Annotated in this window: 17 protein-coding genes; 8 read left to right on the forward strand and 9 right to left on the reverse strand. The window is 67.6% G+C overall.

Going from position 1 to position 17,249, the window contains the following annotated elements; genetic code table 11:
- Positions 1–231 (forward strand): 4Fe-4S dicluster domain-containing protein (locus tag DIE23_RS27470; protein ID WP_185643073.1); only part of this gene is annotated, 231 nt, incomplete at its 5' end.
- Between the two features lie 113 nt (positions 232–344).
- On the opposite strand, the gene DIE23_RS27475 is transcribed toward DIE23_RS27470, so the two are convergent.
- From DIE23_RS27475 to rbsK, 3 genes are read right to left on the reverse strand one after another with little or no spacing between them, the layout of a single operon-like run.
- On the reverse strand, positions 345–1,292 hold the full coding sequence (locus tag DIE23_RS27475; RefSeq protein ID WP_124614991.1) for a dihydrodipicolinate synthase family protein: 948 nt from the start codon (positions 1,290–1,292) through the stop codon (positions 345–347).
- Positions 1,293–1,337: 45 nt separating this feature from the next.
- On the reverse strand, positions 1,338–2,672 hold the full coding sequence (locus tag DIE23_RS27480) for an MFS transporter (protein ID WP_409364258.1): 1,335 nt from the start codon (positions 2,670–2,672) through the stop codon (positions 1,338–1,340).
- Between the two features lie 46 nt (positions 2,673–2,718).
- Positions 2,719–3,648, reverse strand: coding sequence for a ribokinase (rbsK, locus tag DIE23_RS27485; protein ID WP_124614993.1), 930 nt, complete (start codon positions 3,646–3,648; stop codon positions 2,719–2,721).
- A 238-nt stretch (positions 3,649–3,886) separates the two neighbouring features.
- On the opposite strand from rbsK, the gene DIE23_RS27490 reads away from it, so the two are divergent.
- Entirely contained in the window at positions 3,887–4,957 is a 1,071-nt protein-coding gene (locus tag DIE23_RS27490; protein ID WP_124614994.1) for a LacI family DNA-binding transcriptional regulator, read from the forward strand.
- 69 nt (positions 4,958–5,026) lie between these two features.
- On the opposite strand, the gene aroC is transcribed toward DIE23_RS27490, so the two are convergent.
- The 3 genes from aroC to DIE23_RS27505 form a co-directional block, all read right to left on the reverse strand.
- Positions 5,027–6,127, reverse strand: a complete 1,101-nt coding sequence (gene aroC, locus DIE23_RS27495; protein WP_124614995.1) for a chorismate synthase — start codon at positions 6,125–6,127, stop codon at positions 5,027–5,029.
- Positions 6,128–6,391: 264 nt separating this feature from the next.
- Entirely contained in the window at positions 6,392–8,326 is a 1,935-nt protein-coding gene (locus tag DIE23_RS27500; protein WP_124614996.1) for an MFS transporter, read from the reverse strand.
- 139 nt (positions 8,327–8,465) lie between these two features.
- The gene (locus DIE23_RS27505; RefSeq protein ID WP_044846066.1) at positions 8,466–8,921 is read right to left on the reverse strand and encodes a CBS domain-containing protein; all 456 of its coding nucleotides are present in this window, start codon (positions 8,919–8,921) and stop codon (positions 8,466–8,468) included.
- 158 nt (positions 8,922–9,079) lie between these two features.
- Between DIE23_RS27505 and DIE23_RS27510 the strand changes: the two genes are divergently transcribed.
- Positions 9,080–9,397, forward strand: coding sequence for an Mpo1-like protein (locus DIE23_RS27510; RefSeq protein ID WP_124614997.1), 318 nt, complete (start codon positions 9,080–9,082; stop codon positions 9,395–9,397).
- A gap of 18 nt (positions 9,398–9,415) precedes the next feature.
- Here the strand turns inward: DIE23_RS27510 and DIE23_RS27515 are convergent, their stop codons facing one another.
- Complete coding sequence (locus DIE23_RS27515) at positions 9,416–10,747, reverse strand: YihY family inner membrane protein (RefSeq protein WP_124614998.1); 1,332 nt, start codon at positions 10,745–10,747, stop codon at positions 9,416–9,418.
- A 144-nt stretch (positions 10,748–10,891) separates the two neighbouring features.
- Between DIE23_RS27515 and wrbA the strand changes: the two genes are divergently transcribed.
- From wrbA to DIE23_RS27535, 4 genes are read left to right on the forward strand one after another with little or no spacing between them, the layout of a single operon-like run.
- Positions 10,892–11,512, forward strand: a complete 621-nt coding sequence (wrbA, locus tag DIE23_RS27520; protein WP_124614999.1) for an NAD(P)H:quinone oxidoreductase — start codon at positions 10,892–10,894, stop codon at positions 11,510–11,512.
- Entirely contained in the window at positions 11,509–11,901 is a 393-nt protein-coding gene (locus DIE23_RS27525; RefSeq protein ID WP_124615000.1) for a DUF2069 domain-containing protein, read from the forward strand. The genes wrbA and DIE23_RS27525 overlap by 4 nt, the downstream gene beginning before the upstream one ends.
- 20 nt (positions 11,902–11,921) lie before the next feature.
- Positions 11,922–13,343 (forward strand): FAD-binding oxidoreductase, encoded by a 1,422-nt coding sequence (locus tag DIE23_RS27530; RefSeq protein WP_124615050.1) that lies wholly within the window; start codon positions 11,922–11,924, stop codon positions 13,341–13,343.
- Positions 13,344–13,368: 25 nt separating this feature from the next.
- Entirely contained in the window at positions 13,369–14,196 is an 828-nt protein-coding gene (locus DIE23_RS27535) for a metallophosphoesterase (RefSeq protein ID WP_124615001.1), read from the forward strand.
- A 63-nt stretch (positions 14,197–14,259) separates the two neighbouring features.
- Here DIE23_RS27535 and DIE23_RS39700 read toward each other — a convergent pair whose 3' ends face one another.
- Together DIE23_RS39700 and DIE23_RS27540 are read right to left on the reverse strand one after the other, a co-directional pair.
- Complete coding sequence (locus tag DIE23_RS39700) at positions 14,260–14,418, reverse strand: hypothetical protein (protein ID WP_170296438.1); 159 nt, start codon at positions 14,416–14,418, stop codon at positions 14,260–14,262.
- A 125-nt stretch (positions 14,419–14,543) separates the two neighbouring features.
- Positions 14,544–15,485 carry a LysR family transcriptional regulator gene (locus tag DIE23_RS27540; protein WP_124615002.1) on the reverse strand — a complete coding sequence of 314 codons (942 nt, stop codon included), beginning with the start codon at positions 15,483–15,485 and terminating at the stop codon, positions 14,544–14,546.
- 157 nt (positions 15,486–15,642) lie between these two features.
- On the opposite strand from DIE23_RS27540, the gene DIE23_RS27550 reads away from it, so the two are divergent.
- Entirely contained in the window at positions 15,643–17,235 is a 1,593-nt protein-coding gene (locus DIE23_RS27550; protein ID WP_124615003.1) for an efflux transporter outer membrane subunit, read from the forward strand.
- Positions 17,236–17,249: the final 14 nt, after the last annotated feature.

Raw genomic sequence — 17,249 nt, forward strand, 5'->3', positions numbered from 1 at the left:
GACGCGAGCGTGCCGGTAAACGTGAACCTGCGCACCTACGCGGGCCCCGAGGGGCGCTTCTGCCCGGCGGCCGTGTATGAGTTCGTGAAGAACGACGACGGCAGCGATCGCCTTGTGATCAACGCGCAGAACTGCGTGCACTGCAAGACCTGCGACATCAAGGACCCGACGCAAAACATCGTGTGGGTCACGCCGGAAGGCGGCGGCGGGCCGAATTACCCGAACATGTAACCTGACGAAAAACGCCGCCTCGCGCGGCGTTTTTTTCGTCCGTTCGGCATTCGACGCCGTCCTGCCCTCTGGAGCGCGCGCGATTCATGCACCGCGCGCCGCACTGTCCCGCGCTAACGCGCCGCGATCCGCCGACGGAAATGCTCGGTACCCGAGACGATCTTGTCGAGCACCGCGTCGAGCGCCCAGAACCGTTCGCGCACGTCGTAGTCGATCACGCGGCAACGAATCGATCCGAACGTGCCGATCCGTTGATGATAGATCTTCGCGAGCGCCGGGTAGCCAAGCGCTTCCGACACCGCCGAGAGCACCAGGAACGTCGACAACTCGTCGGCAAGCGCCGGATCCGAGTCGCCCTGCGTGCGCAACCATCGATACAGATCGGGATGGAAGTTGGTGAACACGCCGTTGAAGCCGGCCGAACCCGCCTTCATCGCATCCCATGCGATCGCGGCGTTCGCATTCAGGATCTTCAGCGGCGACCCCGCGGCGAGTGCGACGCGTCGCTTCACCGTCTCCAGATCACAACTCACGTCCTTCAACATCACGAAGCGGCCCGTATCGATGCACGCGCGCAGTTCGTCATCGGACAGCAGTCGCCGATAAGGCGCCGGACATTCGTACAAGCCGAGCGGCAAATCAGACGGCAGTCGCGCGAGCAGCTTGTGAAGATGGTCGAGAAACGCGGCACTGCCCTTGCGCTGCGGATCGAGGCGGTTGGTCACGAGCACGACGCCCTGCGCACCCGATTCCGCCGCAGCTCGCAGCTCGGCGACCTGCGCATCCAGATCTTCGCTGATGTGGCCGGACGCGACGACGGGCACGCGCCCGGCCACCCGCTCGACCACGAAACGCGCGAGTTCCGCACGTTCGGCCAGACTCAGGAATTGCATCTCGCTCGATTGCGCGACCGCGAACAGCGCATCCGAGCCGTGCGCCAGATACCATTCGATGAGTCGCTCGAGGCCCGCGTAGTCGATCGCGCCGGCGTCGTCGAACGGCGTCAGCATCACCGGCACGATCCCCTCGATGGTCGTGGTCGATTGCTGATGTGGTTGCATCTGTTTCTCCTTCCTTCAGTAAATACAGGGGTGTAGCCGACGTACTCAGGCCGGCAGCGGTCCGGACGCGGCGCTCGCGGACTGCTCGGGAATCGGTTTGCGCACCAGCAGCAGGTAGGCCATCGCGCCGGCGAATGCGATTGCCGCCGCCGTCAGCAGCGCCGGCACGAACGACCACCTCTGCGCGATGACACCCGTCAGGATCGGCGCGAGCGCACCGCCGATGAAACCGCCGAAATTCTGGATCGCGCCGAGCGATGCGACACGGCTCGGCGGCGCGGCTGCCGTCGCGAGCGCCCACGAACACGCCGATGCCGCATTGGCGAGAAAGATCACGACCGAAATGCATGCGAGCGCAACCGTGTTGCTCTGCACGAGCGCGGCCGGAATCGTGAACGCGACCATCCCGAGCATCGCGACGACCACCGCATTGCGCCGGCTCACGACCGGCGAGCGGCTGCGGCGCGTCACCAGATCCGAGAGCCAGCCGGCAACGAGCGAGCCGACGAATCCGCACAGGAACGGCACGGATGCCGCAAACCCGGTGCGAATGAGGCTCATGTGACGCTCCATCGTCAGGTACCCCGGCAGCCAGGTCAGGTAGACCCAGTTCAGATACACGGAACCGAAGAATCCGATCAGCATGCCCCAGGTCGTGCCGTGCGAGAACAGGCTGCGCCAGTCGGCGAAGGTCAGTTTCGGCATCGCGACGGCCGTCTGCGCATCGGCATCGAGATACCCTCGTTCCGCCGCGGTCAATTGCGCGCGTGCCGGATCGCGGTACAGCACAAACCAGACGACGGCGACGACGAGGCCGAGTGCCCCCGTCACGAAGAATGCCCAGCGCCAGTTGAACGATGCGACGAGCACCGCCAGCAACAAGGGGGCGAGCGCGGTGCCCAGCGGCGACGCCGCGTTGAAGATCCCGGTCGGCATACCGCGTGCACGCAACGGAAACCAGTTGCTCACCACCCGCGCCGCCGACGGGAACTGCGGCGCCTCACCGATGCCGAGCACGATGCGCGCGACGATGAACCAGCCGAAGGTGGACACGATGCCGCCCGCAGCCTGCGCGAACGACCAGACGATCAGCCCGATGCCGAGCAGCCGGCGCGGTCCGATGCGATCGACGAGTCCGCCGACCGGGAACTGGCACAGCGCATAGCTCCATGAGAATGCCGACAGCAGCAACCCCATCTGCGAGAGCGACAGCCCGAGATCGCTCCGGATCGCCGAACTCGCGACGGCCAGCGTGCCGCGGTCGAGATAGTTGACGATCCCGCTCGCCATCAGCAGCGCGAGCGCGATACGTTGTCCGCGCCGGATACGTGGCGGCGCGGTCGGAATAGCTTGATTCTCGTTCATTGCGTTTGTCTCCATATCCTGAATGGTTGCCGGGCCTCGATCCTTTCCGTCGTCGCGGAATCTATGCGGCCCCACGCTCCACTTCCTCGCGTGTCGGAATCGACGTCTGTGCGCCGTAGCGCGTGACGCTGATCGCGGCCGCACGCTGTCCGAACGCGATCGCGTCGTCCATCGACGCACCGCTCGCCCGGGCGGCCGCGAAGCCGCCGACGAAGGTGTCGCCGGCCGCCGTCGTATCGACGGCGACCACCGCCATCGCCCGATGGCGGCCGTTCCCTGCACTTCCGCGCCAGCAGACGCCGCGCGCGCCCAGCGTGACCAGCACGTTGCCGACACCCTTCGCGCGCAGCGCTTCGGCGGCCCGCACCGCCGAGGCATCGTCGTCGACGGCAATGCCGGTCAGCGACTCCGCTTCCGTTTCGTTGACGACGAGGTAGTCGATGCGGGCCAGCAATGCGTCGTACAGCGGCCGTGCGGGTGCCGGATTGAGCAGCACCGGCGTGCGATGTGCGATCGCACTGCCGATGGCGCGCGCGACGGTCTCGATCGGCACCTCGAGCTGGCACACCATCAGTGCCGCATCGGCGATCGCGTCGCGCGCCCCGTCGATCAATTCGTCATCGAGGCGCGCGTTTGCACCGGGCACGACAACGATGCTGTTCGCCCCGTGCGCATCGACCGTGATCGTCGCGACCCCGGTTGGCTCACCGTCGATCCGGTGCAGGTGCGTCACGTCGATGCGTTCCGCCGCCAGCGCGTCGTACAGACGTGTGCCAAACGCATCGTTGCCAACGCAGCCGATCATCGCGACCGACGCACCGAGGCGCGCGGCGGCCACCGCCTGGTTCGCCCCCTTGCCGCCGTGGACGGTCTGGAACGAAGTGCCGAGCAGCGTTTCGCCCGGCACGGGCAGCCGCGGCGCATGCGTGACGAGATCGACGTTGATGCTGCCGACGACAGCGATTCGGGGCGATTTTGCTCTGGCAATCATTGAATGTAACCGCTTACATTTTCGACGGACAAAATGGCCCGAACGGCCGTCATCAACGAAAATTTCACAATGCGACTGGGGCGTGTGTCTGACATAATACGAACCAGCATCAAGATAGCGCTTACATTCTCACAGGCGAGACCGGGAACGCAAGCGCGGCCATGACGAATCGAGGGTAAACGATGGCGTTTTTGACAAAGCGCGAAGCCTGCAGGACCGCCGCGCCCAGGGATGACCGATGAGTACGCCTCCATCCGGCGGCGGCGCGGGTCGCGCGCGCCGCGGCAGCGGCCGGTCGGTGCTCGGGGACGTCGCGAAACTCGCCGGCGTATCGACCGCGACCGTTTCGCGCGTCTACAACGATCCCGGCAAGGTCTCGGCCGACGTACAGCAGCGCGTGCGCGACGCGGCGCGTGCGCTGAACTGGATTCCCAACGCAGCCGGCCGTGCACTCGCCTCCACGCGCACCCACATCACCGGGGCGATCATCCCGACGCTCGACGACCAGGTGTTCGCGTCGCAGGTAGCGGGCATGCAGGCGGTCATGGCCGAGCACGGCATCACCCTGTTCCTGGGCTGCTCGAATTACGATCCGGCGCAGGCGCTCGCGCAGGTGCGCGCGATGCTGTCGCGCGGCGTCGAGGCCGTGTCGCTGGTCGGTGAAGCCTATCCGCCGGAAGTATTCGAGCTGCTCGACCTGCATCGGGTGCCGTATGTCGTCACCTATGCTTACCGCGACGACAGCCCGCACTGCTGCATCGGCTTCGACAACCGCGCGGCATTCGCGCGGCTGACCACCCACCTGCTCGAGCTCGGGCATCGCGATTTCGCGATCATCATGCAGCCTTCGGCGGACAACGACCGCGTGCAGGCCCGCCTGCGCGGCATTCACGACACGCTCGCCGCGCGCGGGCTCGCGGTCAGGCCGATCCACCAGCACGAGGGCGTGGCCACGATCGCGTTCGGGCGGGCGAGCCTGCGCGCGATTGCCGACAGCGGCGCAACGCGCCCGACGGCCGTGATCTGCGGCAACGACGCACTCGCGCTCGGCGCCCTGCTCGAGGCGCAGGCACTCGGCATCGACGTGCCCTCGCAGCTGTCGATCACCGGATTCGACGATGTCGCGCTGGCTCGCGAAATCCGGCCGGCGCTGACGACGATGTGGGTCGACACCGACGCGATCGGCCGCAAGGCCGCCCGCGCGTTGCTCGACGCACTCGAGAACGGCGCAGCCGGGCCCGGTTGCGCGGTACTGCCGGAGCTGCGGGTGCGCGAATCGGCCGCACCGCCGGATTCGGCGGCCCAATGAAAACGAGGCGCCCCAGGCGCCCCGTTTCGCATCGAATCGGCCGAACCGGCGATTGCCGGCCCCGTTGCATCAGGTCGCGCTACCCGCGATCTTCGGCGTCGACGTCTCGACGTCGCCGCACTGCGCACGATGGCGCAGTGCATGGTCGATCAGCACCAGTGCGAGCATCGACTCGGCGATCGGCGTCGCGCGAATGCCGACGCACGGGTCGTGGCGGCCGAAGGTCTCGACCGTCGCCTCCTCGCCGGCCTTCGTGATCGAACGGCGCGGCGTGCGAATGCTCGACGTCGGCTTGATCGCGATCGACACCGTGATGTCCTGCCCGGTCGAAATCCCGCCGAGCACGCCGCCCGCATGGTTGCCGACGAAGCCGGCCGGCGTCAGCTCGTCGCCGTGCACCGAGCCGCGCTGCGCGACGCTGTCGAAGCCCGCGCCGATCTCGACGCCCTTCACCGCGTTGATGCTCATCATCGCCTTCGCGATGTCCGCATCGAGACGGTCGAATACCGGCTCGCCCCAGCCGACCGGCACACCCGACGCGACGACGTCGATGCGCGCGCCGATCGAATCGCCGTCCTTGCGCAGCGCATCCATGTAGGCTTCCAGCTCCGGAACGATTGCCGCGTTCGGCGAGAAGAACGGGTTCTCGCGGACGTGCGACCAGTCGACGAACGGCACGTCGATCTCGCCGAGACCGCTCATGTAGCCGTGCACTTCGACGCCGAAGCGCTCGCGCAGCCACTTCTTCGCGATCGCGCCCGCGCCGACGATCGGCGCGGTCAGGCGCGCGGACGAACGGCCGCCGCCGCGGTAGTCGCGGATGCCGTATTTCTGCCAGTAGGTATAGTCGGCATGGCCGGGACGGAACGTCTCGACGATGTTGCCGTAGTCCTTGCTGCGCTGGTCGGTGTTGCGGATCAGCAGCGCGATCGGCGTGCCGGTCGTCACGCCTTCGAACACGCCTGAGAGGATCTCGACCTCGTCGGCCTCCTGGCGCTGCGTCACGTGCCGCGACGTGCCGGGCTTGCGGCGATCGAGCTCGACCTGGATGTCGGCTTCGGTCAGCCCCATTCCCGGCGGGCAGCCGTCGATCACGCAGCCGATCGCGGGACCGTGCGATTCGCCGAAGGTCGTGACAGTGAAAAGCGTGCCGAGGGTATTGCCGGACATGGTGGAACCGCCCAAATAGAAATGGGCAAACCGATGCGCTGCCGGGGCCGCAGGCAGGCCGATCGTTTGCCGGTCGAGAAAAAGGGGTAAACCGCTATTATGCCAGCCGTCCGGGACCCGCGGGCCGTGTGAACCGTTCAGACCACACGGGCCGGCGACGAATACGGCCCGGCGCGGCGGTCGTCGACCCGCGCCGTTCGGGCCGAACGGGCCGGTTCGCGGCGGCCATCAAGGCCCCGTACGATGCCGCCGGGTCCGCCCCGCTTACTTGCGCGCGCCGCGCAGTTCGGTCACCGCGGCCTGCAACGCCTCGGGCGTCGCGACCGAGGCCGGCATCGGCTCGCCGACCGCGAGCGTCAGCCGGCTCATCACGCCGCGCTTGATGGGTCGCGGCATGCGCGCATCGGCATGACGGGAGAAATAGCTGCCCCACAGCCCGCGCAGCGCCATCGGAATCACGGGCGCCGGCGTGCGCCCCAGGATCTCGGTGATGCCGTGGTGGAAGGTGTTGATGTCGCCCGTCTTGGTCAGCTTGCCTTCCGGGAAGATGCACACGAGCTCGCCGTCCTTCAGTGCGGCCTCGCACGCGTCGTACGCGCGCGCGAGCATGTCGGGATCCTCGTGGCGCGGCGCAATCGGAATCGCCTTCGCATGCCGAAACACCCAGATTGCGAAGCGCGTCTTGAAGATCCGGTGATCCATCACGAACCGGATCGGCCGCGGGCTCGCGGCCGCCAGCACGAGCGCATCGACGTAGCTCACGTGGTTGCACACGAGCACGGCCGCGCCCTCTTCCGGGATCCGCTCCGCATGCACGAGGCGAATCCGGTAGAACGTGTGCACCATCACCCACGCGACGAAGCGCAGCAGGAACTCGGGGACGAGCAGGTAGATATACGTCGCGACCACGACGTTCAGCAGCGCGGTGACGAGGAACAGGCCCGGGATGTCGACACCGGCCTTGGTCAGCCCCATGGCCATCAGGGCCGACAGGATCATGAACAGCGCGTTCAGGATGTTGTTCGCGGCGATGATCCGCGCACGATGGGTCGGCGCGCTGCGGCTCTGGATCAGTGCATACAGCGGCACGCTGTAGAAGCCGCCGAACATCGCGAGCAGGAACAGGTCCGCCAGGATGCGCCAGTGGCGTGCGCCGGCCAGGAATTCCCCGACCGACAGCAGATGCCCGGGCGACGGCAGCGAGCGGCTCGCGAAATACAACTCGATCGCGAACACGCTGATGCCGATCGAGCCGAGCGGCACGAGGCCGATCTCGACGCGCCGCTGCGACAGCCGCTCGCACAGCAGCGAGCCGAGGCCGATCCCGACCGAGAACGTCGCGAGCAGGACCGTGACGACGTCGGGGCTCGCGGACAGCACATCCTTCGCGAAATTGAAGAACGACGTGAGGAACGTTGCGCCGACGAACCACAGCCACGAGATGCCGAGCAGGCTCAGGAACACGGTGCGGTTCTGCTGCGCAAGCCCGAGGTTGCGCCACGTTTCGCTGAACGGGTTCCAGTTGATCACGAGATCGGGCTGCGGCGCCGGCGTCGGCGGCACGCGCTGCGCGACGAGCCGCCCCGCGAGCGCAATGACGACCACGCTGACGGCGAGCACGCGCTCGCCGTTGCCTTCGATGCCCGCGGCAGCGCCGCCGATGATCGTGCCGATGAGGATCGCGATGAACGTGCCCATCTCGACGAGGCCGTTGCCGCCGACCAGTTCATGGTCGCCGAGATGCTGCGGCAGGTACGAATACTTGACGGGGCCGAACAGCGTCGAGTGCATTCCCATCATGAACGTGCACAGATACAGCAGCGTCGCGCTGTGCGTGACGAAACCGGCCGCGCCGACCAGCATCAGCACGATCTCGAAGGTCTTCACGAAGCGCGTGAGCGTCGCCTTGTCGTATTTGTCGGCGATCTGGCCGGAAGTGGCCGAGAACAGCACGAACGGCAGGATGAAGATCGCGGAAATCAGGAACGCGGCCGTCTTCGCGTCGACGCCGGAGAAGCGTGCGGTGTGATAGGTGACGAGCGACGTGAACCCGATCTTGAACACGTTGTCGTTCAGCGCCCCCAGGAACTGAGTCGTGAAGAACGGCGCGAAACGGCGCTGGCGCAACAGGTCGAACTGCGACGCGTGGGCGCGCCGTTCGCCGCGCGACGCGGAAGAGACTTGCGTGTGATCGCTCATGCGGAATACGCGCGCATCGTCTGGGCGAGGCTGCGCGGGCCTTGTGTTGTTGTCGAAAAAACGGCGGCGCAGGCTGAACCTGCGCCGCCGTGCGCCGAGTGGCAGCGCCCGCGCGTGATGGCAACGGGCGCGACAGGTTTCACGGCTTCTGCGCTTCGGCTTCCGATTCCGGCCAGTCGCGGATGTACGCCTTCAGCATCCGGTTCTCGAAGCTCTGCGCCTCGACGACCGTCTTCGCGACGTCGTAGAACGAGATGACGCCCATCAGCACCTTCTTGTCGAGCACCGGCATGTAGCGCGCGTGGCGCTCGAGCATCATCCGGCGCACTTCGTTGACGTCGGTTTCCGGCGTGCACGTGAGCGGCTCGTCCATCACCTTGCGCACCTGCACGTCGCCGATCGCGCCGCCGTTCACGTGCAGGCGCAGGATGATCTCGCGGAACGTCAGCATCCCGACGAGATCGCCGTACTCCATCACGACGAGCGAACCGATATCGTGTTCGGCCATCGTATCGACCGCTTCGCGCAGCGGCTTATCGGGCGTCACCGTAAACAGCGTGTTGCCCTTCACTTTCAGAATATCGCTGACGCGCATCGTAGTCCCCTCATGCTTGAATGCAAAACCTCTTTCGATCCTATCGGAAAGCCTGTCAAAAGGAAAGCGCGGGCCCGCGCGGCGCGGCCGCCCCCGCTTGCGGACACGGGCCGCCCGCCGCACAATGACCCCATGGACGGCGGCCCGAGGAGACGGCCATGGCGCATACGCATACGGAGCATTTCGCCAGCTTCGCTGATTTCTACCCGTACTACCTGAATGAACACCAGAACCTGACGTCGCGGCGGCTGCATTTCATCGGCTCGCTCGGCGTGATCGGCTGCGTCGCGATGGCGATCGCGACGGGCCACTGGCCATGGCTGCCGGCGGCGGTCGTGTGCGGCTACGGATTCGCGTGGGTCGGGCACTTCTTCTTCGAGAAGAACCGCCCCGCCACATTCCGGCACCCGATCTACAGCCTGATGGGCGACTGGGTGATGTTCAAGGACATCTGCACCGGCAAGATTCCGCTGTAACGCCCGCCCGGCACCGCGTCACGCCGTTTTCGGCGGCCGCGCGTGCGGGTCGTGCGCGTCGCCGGGCACGGGCCCCGGCACGGTCGTGGCCGGCTGCACACCCGTCAGCCGGTGCGCGGCGATCAGCGACGCGAGCGATACGTCGAATCGATCGTTCGACAGCACCTCGAGCAGTGCCGCACCTTCGACGTGGCTGCGACGCCGTTGCAGCTGGTAGGTCAGCTCGGTGCGGTCGATCACCAGCACGTCGAACAGCTGCGCCAGCGTCAGTTGCTCCGGGTTGGCCAGCAGGATGTAGCGCGGCGGCGGCTCGCTGTTGTCCAGCCGCGCGATCCATTCCCGCTCCTCCATCGTCTGCAGCAGCCGTTGCGCGGTTTCCATGTCGCAGCGCAACATGGTCGCGAGCCGCATTGCGGTATAGCCCGCCTTGCCGACCGCGCGCGCCTCGGCCAGCCGCGCGAGCAATTCGAGCGCGTCGAGCAGGTCGCTGCCCGGATAGTGGATGCGATGGAACTGGCCGACGCGGATCGCCGGCAGCGCGGACGCTACCATCGCGCCGAGCAGCGCGATGAACCAGCTCAGATACACCCACAACAGGAACACCGGCAGCGCCGCGAACGCGCCGTAGACAGCCGTATAGGTCGGAATGCGCCGCACGTAGTAGCCGAAGCCGCGCTTCGCGAGCTCGAATGCGATGGCCGCGAACAGACCGCCGATCACCGCATCGCGCCATGCGACCGTGCAGTTCGGCAGGTAGACGTACAGCAGCGTGAACGCGAGCACCGTCAGCGGCAGCGACACGAGCGCGAGCAGCCACTCGATGATCGACGTCGACGGCGCGGCGCCCGTGAACGCGAGCGACTGCGTGAACAGGTAGGACGAGATCGACAGGCTCACGCCGAACAGCAGCGGGCCGAGCGTGATCAGCGCCCAGTACGCGAGCACGCGCTGCGCGAACGGCCGCGGCTTGCGCACGCGCCAGATCAGGTTGAACGCCGATTCGATCGTCATCATCGTCATCACCGACGTGACGACCAGCACGATCAGGCCGGCCGTCGTCAGCCCCTTGGCCTTCGACGCGAACTGGTTCAGGTACTTGAAGATCTGGACGTTGAACTGCGCGGGCATCAGGTGATCCGCGAGGAACCCCTGCAGCGAGATCTGGAACGACGCGAACATCGGGAACGCGGTGAACAGCGCGAACGCGACGGTGATGAGCGGCACGAGTGCCAGCATCGTCGTGAACGTGAGACTGCCCGCCACCTGCGGGATGCGATCCTCGGCACTGCGCCGGGCCGCGAACTGCGCGAGGCGCTTGAGGGTGTCGAGATCGACGCTCAACTTCGGCAAACGGCTTCTCCTTATCGATGCCGCGCGCCCGACGGCGCGCCGCCGCCGCGCTATGCGACGACTTCAGCCCCTATAATAGCCGCTCGATCCAGCAGGGACCGACTGCACCGGGCATGCGCGCGGCCGCACGCGGCCCCGTCGCCCATGAAAGACATCCTCGTCCTCTATTACAGCCGCCACGGCGCCACGCGCGATCTCGCGCTCGCGATCGCGAACGGCATCGACAGCGTGCCCGGCATGCAGGCCCGCATCCGTACCGTACCGCCCGTCTCGACGGTCTGCGAAGCCACCGCCCCCGACATCCCGGCCGACGGCCCGCCGTATGCGGAACTGCGCGATCTCGAGGAATGCGCGGGCCTCGCGCTCGGCTCGCCGACCCGCTTCGGCAACATGGCCGCCTCGCTCAAGTATTTCCTCGACGGCACGACCCCACAATGGCTGTCGGGCGCGCTGACCGGCAAGCCGGCGAGCGTGTTCACGTCGACCGGCAGCCTGCACGGCGGCCAGGAGTCGACGCTGCTGTCGATGATGTTGCCGCTGCTGCATCACGGGATGATGATCGTCGGCATCCCGTACACGGAATCCGCGCTCAGCACGACACGCACCGGCGGCACGCCGTACGGCGCGTCGCACGTGTCGCAGCACGATCGCAGTGCGCCCGAAGGGCTGTCGGCTGATGAAAAGGCGCTCGCGGCCGCGCTCGGCGTGCGGCTCGCCCGCGCGGCGGCCGCGCTGTCCGCCGCCCAGGCCACCGAAGCCGCATGAACGCGCCCGCCCGCCCCGCCGTCGCCGCCCGGCCGCACTACGCGCTGGCCGCCGCCGCGTGCCTCGTCGCGCTGATCGCGCTGTCGCTCGCGTGGGAACTGTGGCTCGCGCCGCTGCGCCCGGGCGGCTCGGCGCTGATGCTCAAGGCCGTGCCGCTCGCGCTCGCGCTGCCCGGCGTCTGGCGGCGTAACATCTATACGATGCAGTGGGCGAGCATGCTGATCCTCGTCTATTTCGCCGAAGGCATCGTGCGCGGCATGTCCGACCGCGGATTGTCCGCGACGCTCGGCTGGTGCGAGACCGCGCTCACCGTCGGCTTCTTCGTGGCTGCGCTGGCCTACGTCGCACCGTTCAAGCGCGCGGCGAAGCAGCAGCGCGCCGCGTCCTGACCCTTACGCGACCGAACGTGATGATTTCTTCCGAAGCCTTCGTATCCGCCTGCCGAGACGCGATCGGCGCCGCCTGCGTGCTGACCGACCCGCACGACACCGAGCCGTTCCTGACCGACTGGCGCCGCCGCTACAAGGGCAGCGCATGCGCGGTGCTGAAACCGGCCGATACGGCCGAAGTCGCCGCGCTCGTCCGGCTCGCGAACACGCACGGCGTCGCGCTCGTGCCGCAAGGCGGCAACACGGGCCTCGCCGGCGGCGCGACGCCCGACGCGAGCGGCGCCCAGGCCGTGCTGAGCCTCGTGCGCCTGAACCGCGTGCGGGCGCTCGATCCGCACAACAACACGATCACGGTCGACGCCGGCGTGATCCTCGCCGACGTGCAGGCGCGCGCCCGCGAGGGCGGCCGGCTGTTCGCGCTGAGCCTCGCCGCCGAAGGCAGTTGCACGATCGGCGGCAACCTGTCGACCAACGCGGGCGGCACCGCGGTGCTCCGCTACGGCAACGCACGCGAGCTGTGCCTTGGGCTCGAGGTCGTGACGCCGCAGGGCGAGATCTGGGACGGCCTGCGCGGGTTGCGCAAGGACAACACCGGCTACGACCTGCGCGACCTGTTCATCGGCGCCGAAGGCACGCTCGGGATCATCACGGCCGCCGTGATGAAGCTGCATCCGCTGCCGGCCGCGCAGGTCACCGCGCTGGCCGCGCTCGAGTCGCCGCACGCGGCGCTCGATTTCCTCGCGCTCGCGCAGCGCGCGGCCGGCCCGCTGCTGACCGGCTTCGAGCTGATGTCGGACTTCTGCATGCAGCTCGTCGGCAAGCACTATCCGCAACTGCGCTACCCGTTCGACCGCACGCATGCGCAGACGGTGCTGCTCGAACTGTCGGACAACGAGAGCGAAACACATGCGCGCGCGCTGTTCGAGAAGCTGATGGAAGAGGCGTTCGAGGCCGGGCTCGTAGTCGACGCGGTGGTCGCGGAAAATCTCGCGCAGTCGCGCGCGTTCTGGGACCTGCGCGAACACATTCCGCTCGCGCAGGCCGACGAAGGACTCAACATCAAGCACGACATCGCGGTGCCGATCTCGTCGGTCGCGCGCTTCATCGACGAAACCGACGCGGCGATCCAGCAGGCCGCGCCGGGCGCGCGGATGGTCACGTTCGGCCACCTCGGCGACGGCAACCTGCACTACAACGTGCAGACGCCCGAAGGCGGCGACCCGAAGGCGTTCCTCGCGGCATTCCAGAAGCCGATCAACCGAATCGTCTACGACAACGTGCACCGTCACCACGGCACGATCAGCGCGGAGCACGGGATCGGCCAGTTGAAGATCGACGACGCGCAGCGCTACAAGTCGCCGGTCGAAACGGCGCTCATGCGCACGCTGAAGACCGCGCTCGACCCACGCGGGCTGATGAATCCCGGCAAGGTCCTGCGCTGAAGCCACCCACCCCGGAGCGATGTTCATGAGAGTTCGCGTCCTGTCCGACCTGCATCTCGAATGCAACCAGCCCGACACGATCGCGCATGCCGACGCGGATCTCGTCGTGCTGGCCGGCGACATCCACAATCACGCGGAAGGCCTGCGCTGGGCCGCCGAGACGTTCGATCCGGGCGTGCCGGTGGTCTACGTGCCGGGCAACCACGAGTACTACGACGGGGAATTCGGCGCGCTCGAAACCGCGATGCGCGACGCCGCGCAGGCGATCGACCACGTGCATTACCTGAACAACGGCGTGTACGTCGATCCGGCGCAGCGCTTTCGCGTGCTGGGCACGACGCTGTGGACCGATTTCTCGCTGTTCGGCGCCGACGAGGCGAGCATCGCACGCGCGATCGAGGCCGGCGTGCGCGTGATGCTCGATTTCAAGGGATTGATCCAGGTGACGTGGCCGCACGATGCGGCACTGCATGCGGCTGAGGCGCCGGAGCGGGACTTCACGCCGGCCGACGCGATCGCGCTGCACCGGCAAAGCCGCGCGTGGCTGGAGGCACGGCTCGCGACGCCGTTCGCGGGCCGCACGATCGTCGTCACCCATCATGCGCCGCACCTGCGCTCGCTGGCGGAGCGCTATGCCGAAGACCTGGCGTCGGCGGGATTCGTCATGGACATGGCGGAACTCGTGCGGCCGCCCGTGGACCTGTGGATCCACGGCCACACGCATACTTCATTCGATTACGTGACCGACAGCGGCACGCACGTGGTGTGCAACCCGCGCGGCTATATTCACCGGCGCACCGGCGAACTGGAAAATCCCGCGTTTACGTGGGACAGAGTGGTCGAACTCGGCTGAGCGCCGAGCCGTCAGGCCATCGGGCCGCGTGATGCGGCCCTCCCCGATCTGAAAGCCTCCCGATCAGCGATCGGCGCGGCGCGATCCATTCGACGACGGGCGCACGCGCACCGGCACCGGCTTCATCCGCGCCTTCATCGCGCGCAGCAGATCGCGCGTCGCCGCGGCGGCGGCAGCCGCACCAAGCAGAACTCCAAGGCCGATCATCAGTTGCGTATCCATTCCAACTCCGGGTGTGGGCAGATCCAAATCTCCATGATTGAAACAGTATCAAACTGTCCGCTGTCCGTTGGTAAAAAAATGTTGCGTGAACGACAAATCTCGTCAGATTGCGTCTGACCGCGCCGTCATGTCGCAGCCGTGAACTGCGCGAGCGCGGCTTCGTCGGCTTCCAGCGTGGCCGGCAGCTCGTCGCGCAGGAAATCGACCCAGGTGCGGATTTTCGCGTCGAGGTACTGGCGCGACGGATACAGCGCGTAGATGTTCATCACGTGCGACCGGTATTCGGGCATCACACGCACGATGTGCCCGCTGCGCAGCCCGCCGATCGCCGAATAGAGCGGCAACCCGCCGATCCCCATCCCCTCCCGCACGGCCACCGCGAGCGCCTCGGCGACGTTCACGCGGAACGGCGGCGCCGTGATCGGAATCACCTCGTCGCCGCGCGGCCCCGACAGCGACCAGTCGTCGAAGTGAAAGCCGGGCGCGACCATCCCGAGACAGACGTGCTGCTCGAGATCGGCCGGCGTCCGCGGCATGCCGTGCGCCTCGACATAGCCCGGCGACGCACACACGACGCTGTAGCTCTCGCCGAGCCGCTGCGACACGAGCCCCGAATCGGGCAGGTCGCGGCCGACGACGATCGCGACGTCGTACCCCTCGTCGAGCAGGTCGGGCATCCGCTGCGCGAGCGTCAGTTCGACGTGCACGTCCGGATAGCGCTGCCGGTAGCGCGCGATGGCCGGCACCAGGTAGTGCTGCCCGAGGCTCGTGAAGCAATGGACCTTCAGCTTGCCCGACGGCCGCGCGTGCGCGTCGCCCGCTTCGGCTTCGGCCTGGTCGACGTACGCGAGGATCTGCTCACAGCGCTGCAGGTAGCGCTCGCCCGCTTCGGTCAGCGCGATCCGGCGCGTCGTCCGGTTCAGGAGGCGCGTGCGCAGGTGCGCCTCGAGATCCGACACGGCGCGCGACGCATAGGCGGTAGTCGAATTCATCTGCTGGGCGGCCGCGGTAAAGCTCCCCGCGTCGACCACTCGGACGAATACCCGCATGTTTTGTAACGTATCCATCCCATTACCCGTTTGAATCCGGAGGGATTGTTGCACAGGGGCGAACCAATATTATCTCAGGATTCGTAAAAATGACTTGCACCGTTGTCCGTTTATTCAGGAATCACTGAAAAATATAATCGCATCCGACTCATCTATATCCGAAAGGGAGAAAATCGTGCGGTCTCCGGCAATAAAAGGGACGCTGGCACTGGCGGTTCTTGCAGTCTCATTAATAATGGCCGGATGCGCGAGCATGGGCGACAACAAGCCGCAGTCCGCCCGCATCGAAGCAAACGCGCTCGATGCCGGTGCCGCGATCCGAGCGGCGGACCGCGATGCGGGCTGGCCCGCGGCCGACTGGTGGCGCGCGTACCGCGATCCGCAACTCGACGCGTGGATCGCCGCGGCGCAGGCCGGCAACCCGACCCTCGCGGCCGCCGAGGCCCGCGTGCGCGAAGCGCAGGCGATGGCGCGCGTGGCCCGTTCGGCCGAGCTGCCGCAGATCAACGGCAACCTGTCGCTGATGCGCGAGCACTGGCCCGACAACGTGTTCTACGGCCCGGGCCCGCTCGCGAACGCCGATACCTGGAACAACACCGGCACGCTCGGCCTGTCGTACCACCTCGACCTGTGGGGCAAGGACAAGAACGCGACCGAGCGCGCGCTCGACACCGCGCATGCGACCGCGGCCGATGCACGGGCGGCGAAGCTCGAGCTCGAGGTCAACGTCGTGCGCGCGTACGTCGGCATGTCGATGAACTACGCTCTGCTCGACCTCGCGCACGAAACGTTCGAACGCCAGCGCTCGCTGGCCGATCTCGCGCACAAGCGGCTGCAGGCCGGCCTCGGCACGCAGCTCGAAGTCAGCCAGGCCGAATCGACGCTGCCCGACTACGAGCGCCAGATCGACAGCTATGAAGAAGCGATCCAGCTCGCGCGCCACCAGCTCGCCGCGCTCGCGGGCAAGGGCCCGGGCGCCGGCGACGCGATCAAGCGGCCGAGCCTGTCGCTCGACGCGCCGGCCGGCCTGCCGTCCGCGCTGCCGGCCGACCTGCTCGGCCGCCGCCCGGACGTCGTCGCGGCCCGCTGGACGGTCGACGCGCAGGCCCGCGGCATCGACGTCGCGAAAGCCGCGTTCTACCCGAACATCGACCTGCTCGCGACGGTCGGCGGCTTCGGCGTGACCGCGCCGTTCACCGACTTCCTGCGCGCGATGAACGGCGGCTGGACGGCCGGCCCCGCGCTGTCGCTGCCGATCTTCGAAGGCGGTCGCCTGCGCGCGCAACTCGGTGCGGCGAACGCCGGCTACGACCAGGCGGTCGAGCGCTACAACCAGACGATCGTCGGCGCGCTCAAGGACATCGCCGACCAGGTCGTGCGGATCCGCTCGCTCGATACGCAGAAGAAGGACGCCGCGCGCTCGGTGGCCGCCAACGACCGCAGCTACCAACTGTCGCGCGAAGGCTTCCGCCGCGGGCTGACCGATTACGTGAACGTGCTGGTCGCGCAACAGCAGCTGCTGCGCGCGCAGGAGACGGCGGCCCGCATCGACGCGGAACGCCTCGCCGCGCACGCGCAGCTGATGGCCGCGCTCGGCGGCGGCGTCGAGACGGGGACGGACGTTCGGGGCGGCCATCCGCCCCACGACGAATCCGCCGCGGGTGCCGCCGCGCCGGCCGCCGCATCGGGTGCGAAGCCCGTCGCGGCCGTCGCCCGGCCCGCGCCGGTCGCGACAGTCGGTACGACCGCCATGCCGGCCGCACGGTAACGCGGAGCGACCGC

Origin of the sequence: Burkholderia sp. Bp9143, assembly GCF_003853645.1 — a bacterium.
Classification (GTDB): domain Bacteria; phylum Pseudomonadota; class Gammaproteobacteria; order Burkholderiales; family Burkholderiaceae; genus Burkholderia.

Excerpts from the sequence above, each read along its gene's own strand:
- DIE23_RS39700 (WP_170296438.1), bottom strand. The coding sequence starts at position 14,418 with ATGGATACGCAACTGATGATCGGCCTTGGAGTTCTGCTTGGTGCGGCT.
- DIE23_RS27500 (WP_124614996.1), bottom strand. The coding sequence starts at position 8,326 with ATGAGCGATCACACGCAAGTCTCTTCCGCGTCGCGCGGCGAACGGCGC.
- DIE23_RS27540 (WP_124615002.1), bottom strand. The coding sequence starts at position 15,485 with ATGGATACGTTACAAAACATGCGGGTATTCGTCCGAGTGGTCGACGCG.
- rbsK (WP_124614993.1), bottom strand. The coding sequence starts at position 3,648 with ATGATTGCCAGAGCAAAATCGCCCCGAATCGCTGTCGTCGGCAGCATC.
- DIE23_RS27505 (WP_044846066.1), bottom strand. The coding sequence starts at position 8,921 with ATGCGCGTCAGCGATATTCTGAAAGTGAAGGGCAACACGCTGTTTACG.
- DIE23_RS27530 (WP_124615050.1), top strand. The coding sequence starts at position 11,922 with ATGATTTCTTCCGAAGCCTTCGTATCCGCCTGCCGAGACGCGATCGGC.
- DIE23_RS27535 (WP_124615001.1), top strand. The coding sequence starts at position 13,369 with ATGAGAGTTCGCGTCCTGTCCGACCTGCATCTCGAATGCAACCAGCCC.
- DIE23_RS27510 (WP_124614997.1), top strand. The coding sequence starts at position 9,080 with ATGGCGCATACGCATACGGAGCATTTCGCCAGCTTCGCTGATTTCTAC.
- DIE23_RS27480 (WP_409364258.1), bottom strand. The coding sequence starts at position 2,672 with ATGGAGACAAACGCAATGAACGAGAATCAAGCTATTCCGACCGCGCCG.
- DIE23_RS27525 (WP_124615000.1), top strand. The coding sequence starts at position 11,509 with ATGAACGCGCCCGCCCGCCCCGCCGTCGCCGCCCGGCCGCACTACGCG.
- wrbA (WP_124614999.1), top strand. The coding sequence starts at position 10,892 with ATGAAAGACATCCTCGTCCTCTATTACAGCCGCCACGGCGCCACGCGC.
- DIE23_RS27490 (WP_124614994.1), top strand. The coding sequence starts at position 3,887 with ATGAGTACGCCTCCATCCGGCGGCGGCGCGGGTCGCGCGCGCCGCGGC.
- DIE23_RS27475 (WP_124614991.1), bottom strand. The coding sequence starts at position 1,292 with ATGCAACCACATCAGCAATCGACCACGACCATCGAGGGGATCGTGCCG.
- aroC (WP_124614995.1), bottom strand. The coding sequence starts at position 6,127 with ATGTCCGGCAATACCCTCGGCACGCTTTTCACTGTCACGACCTTCGGC.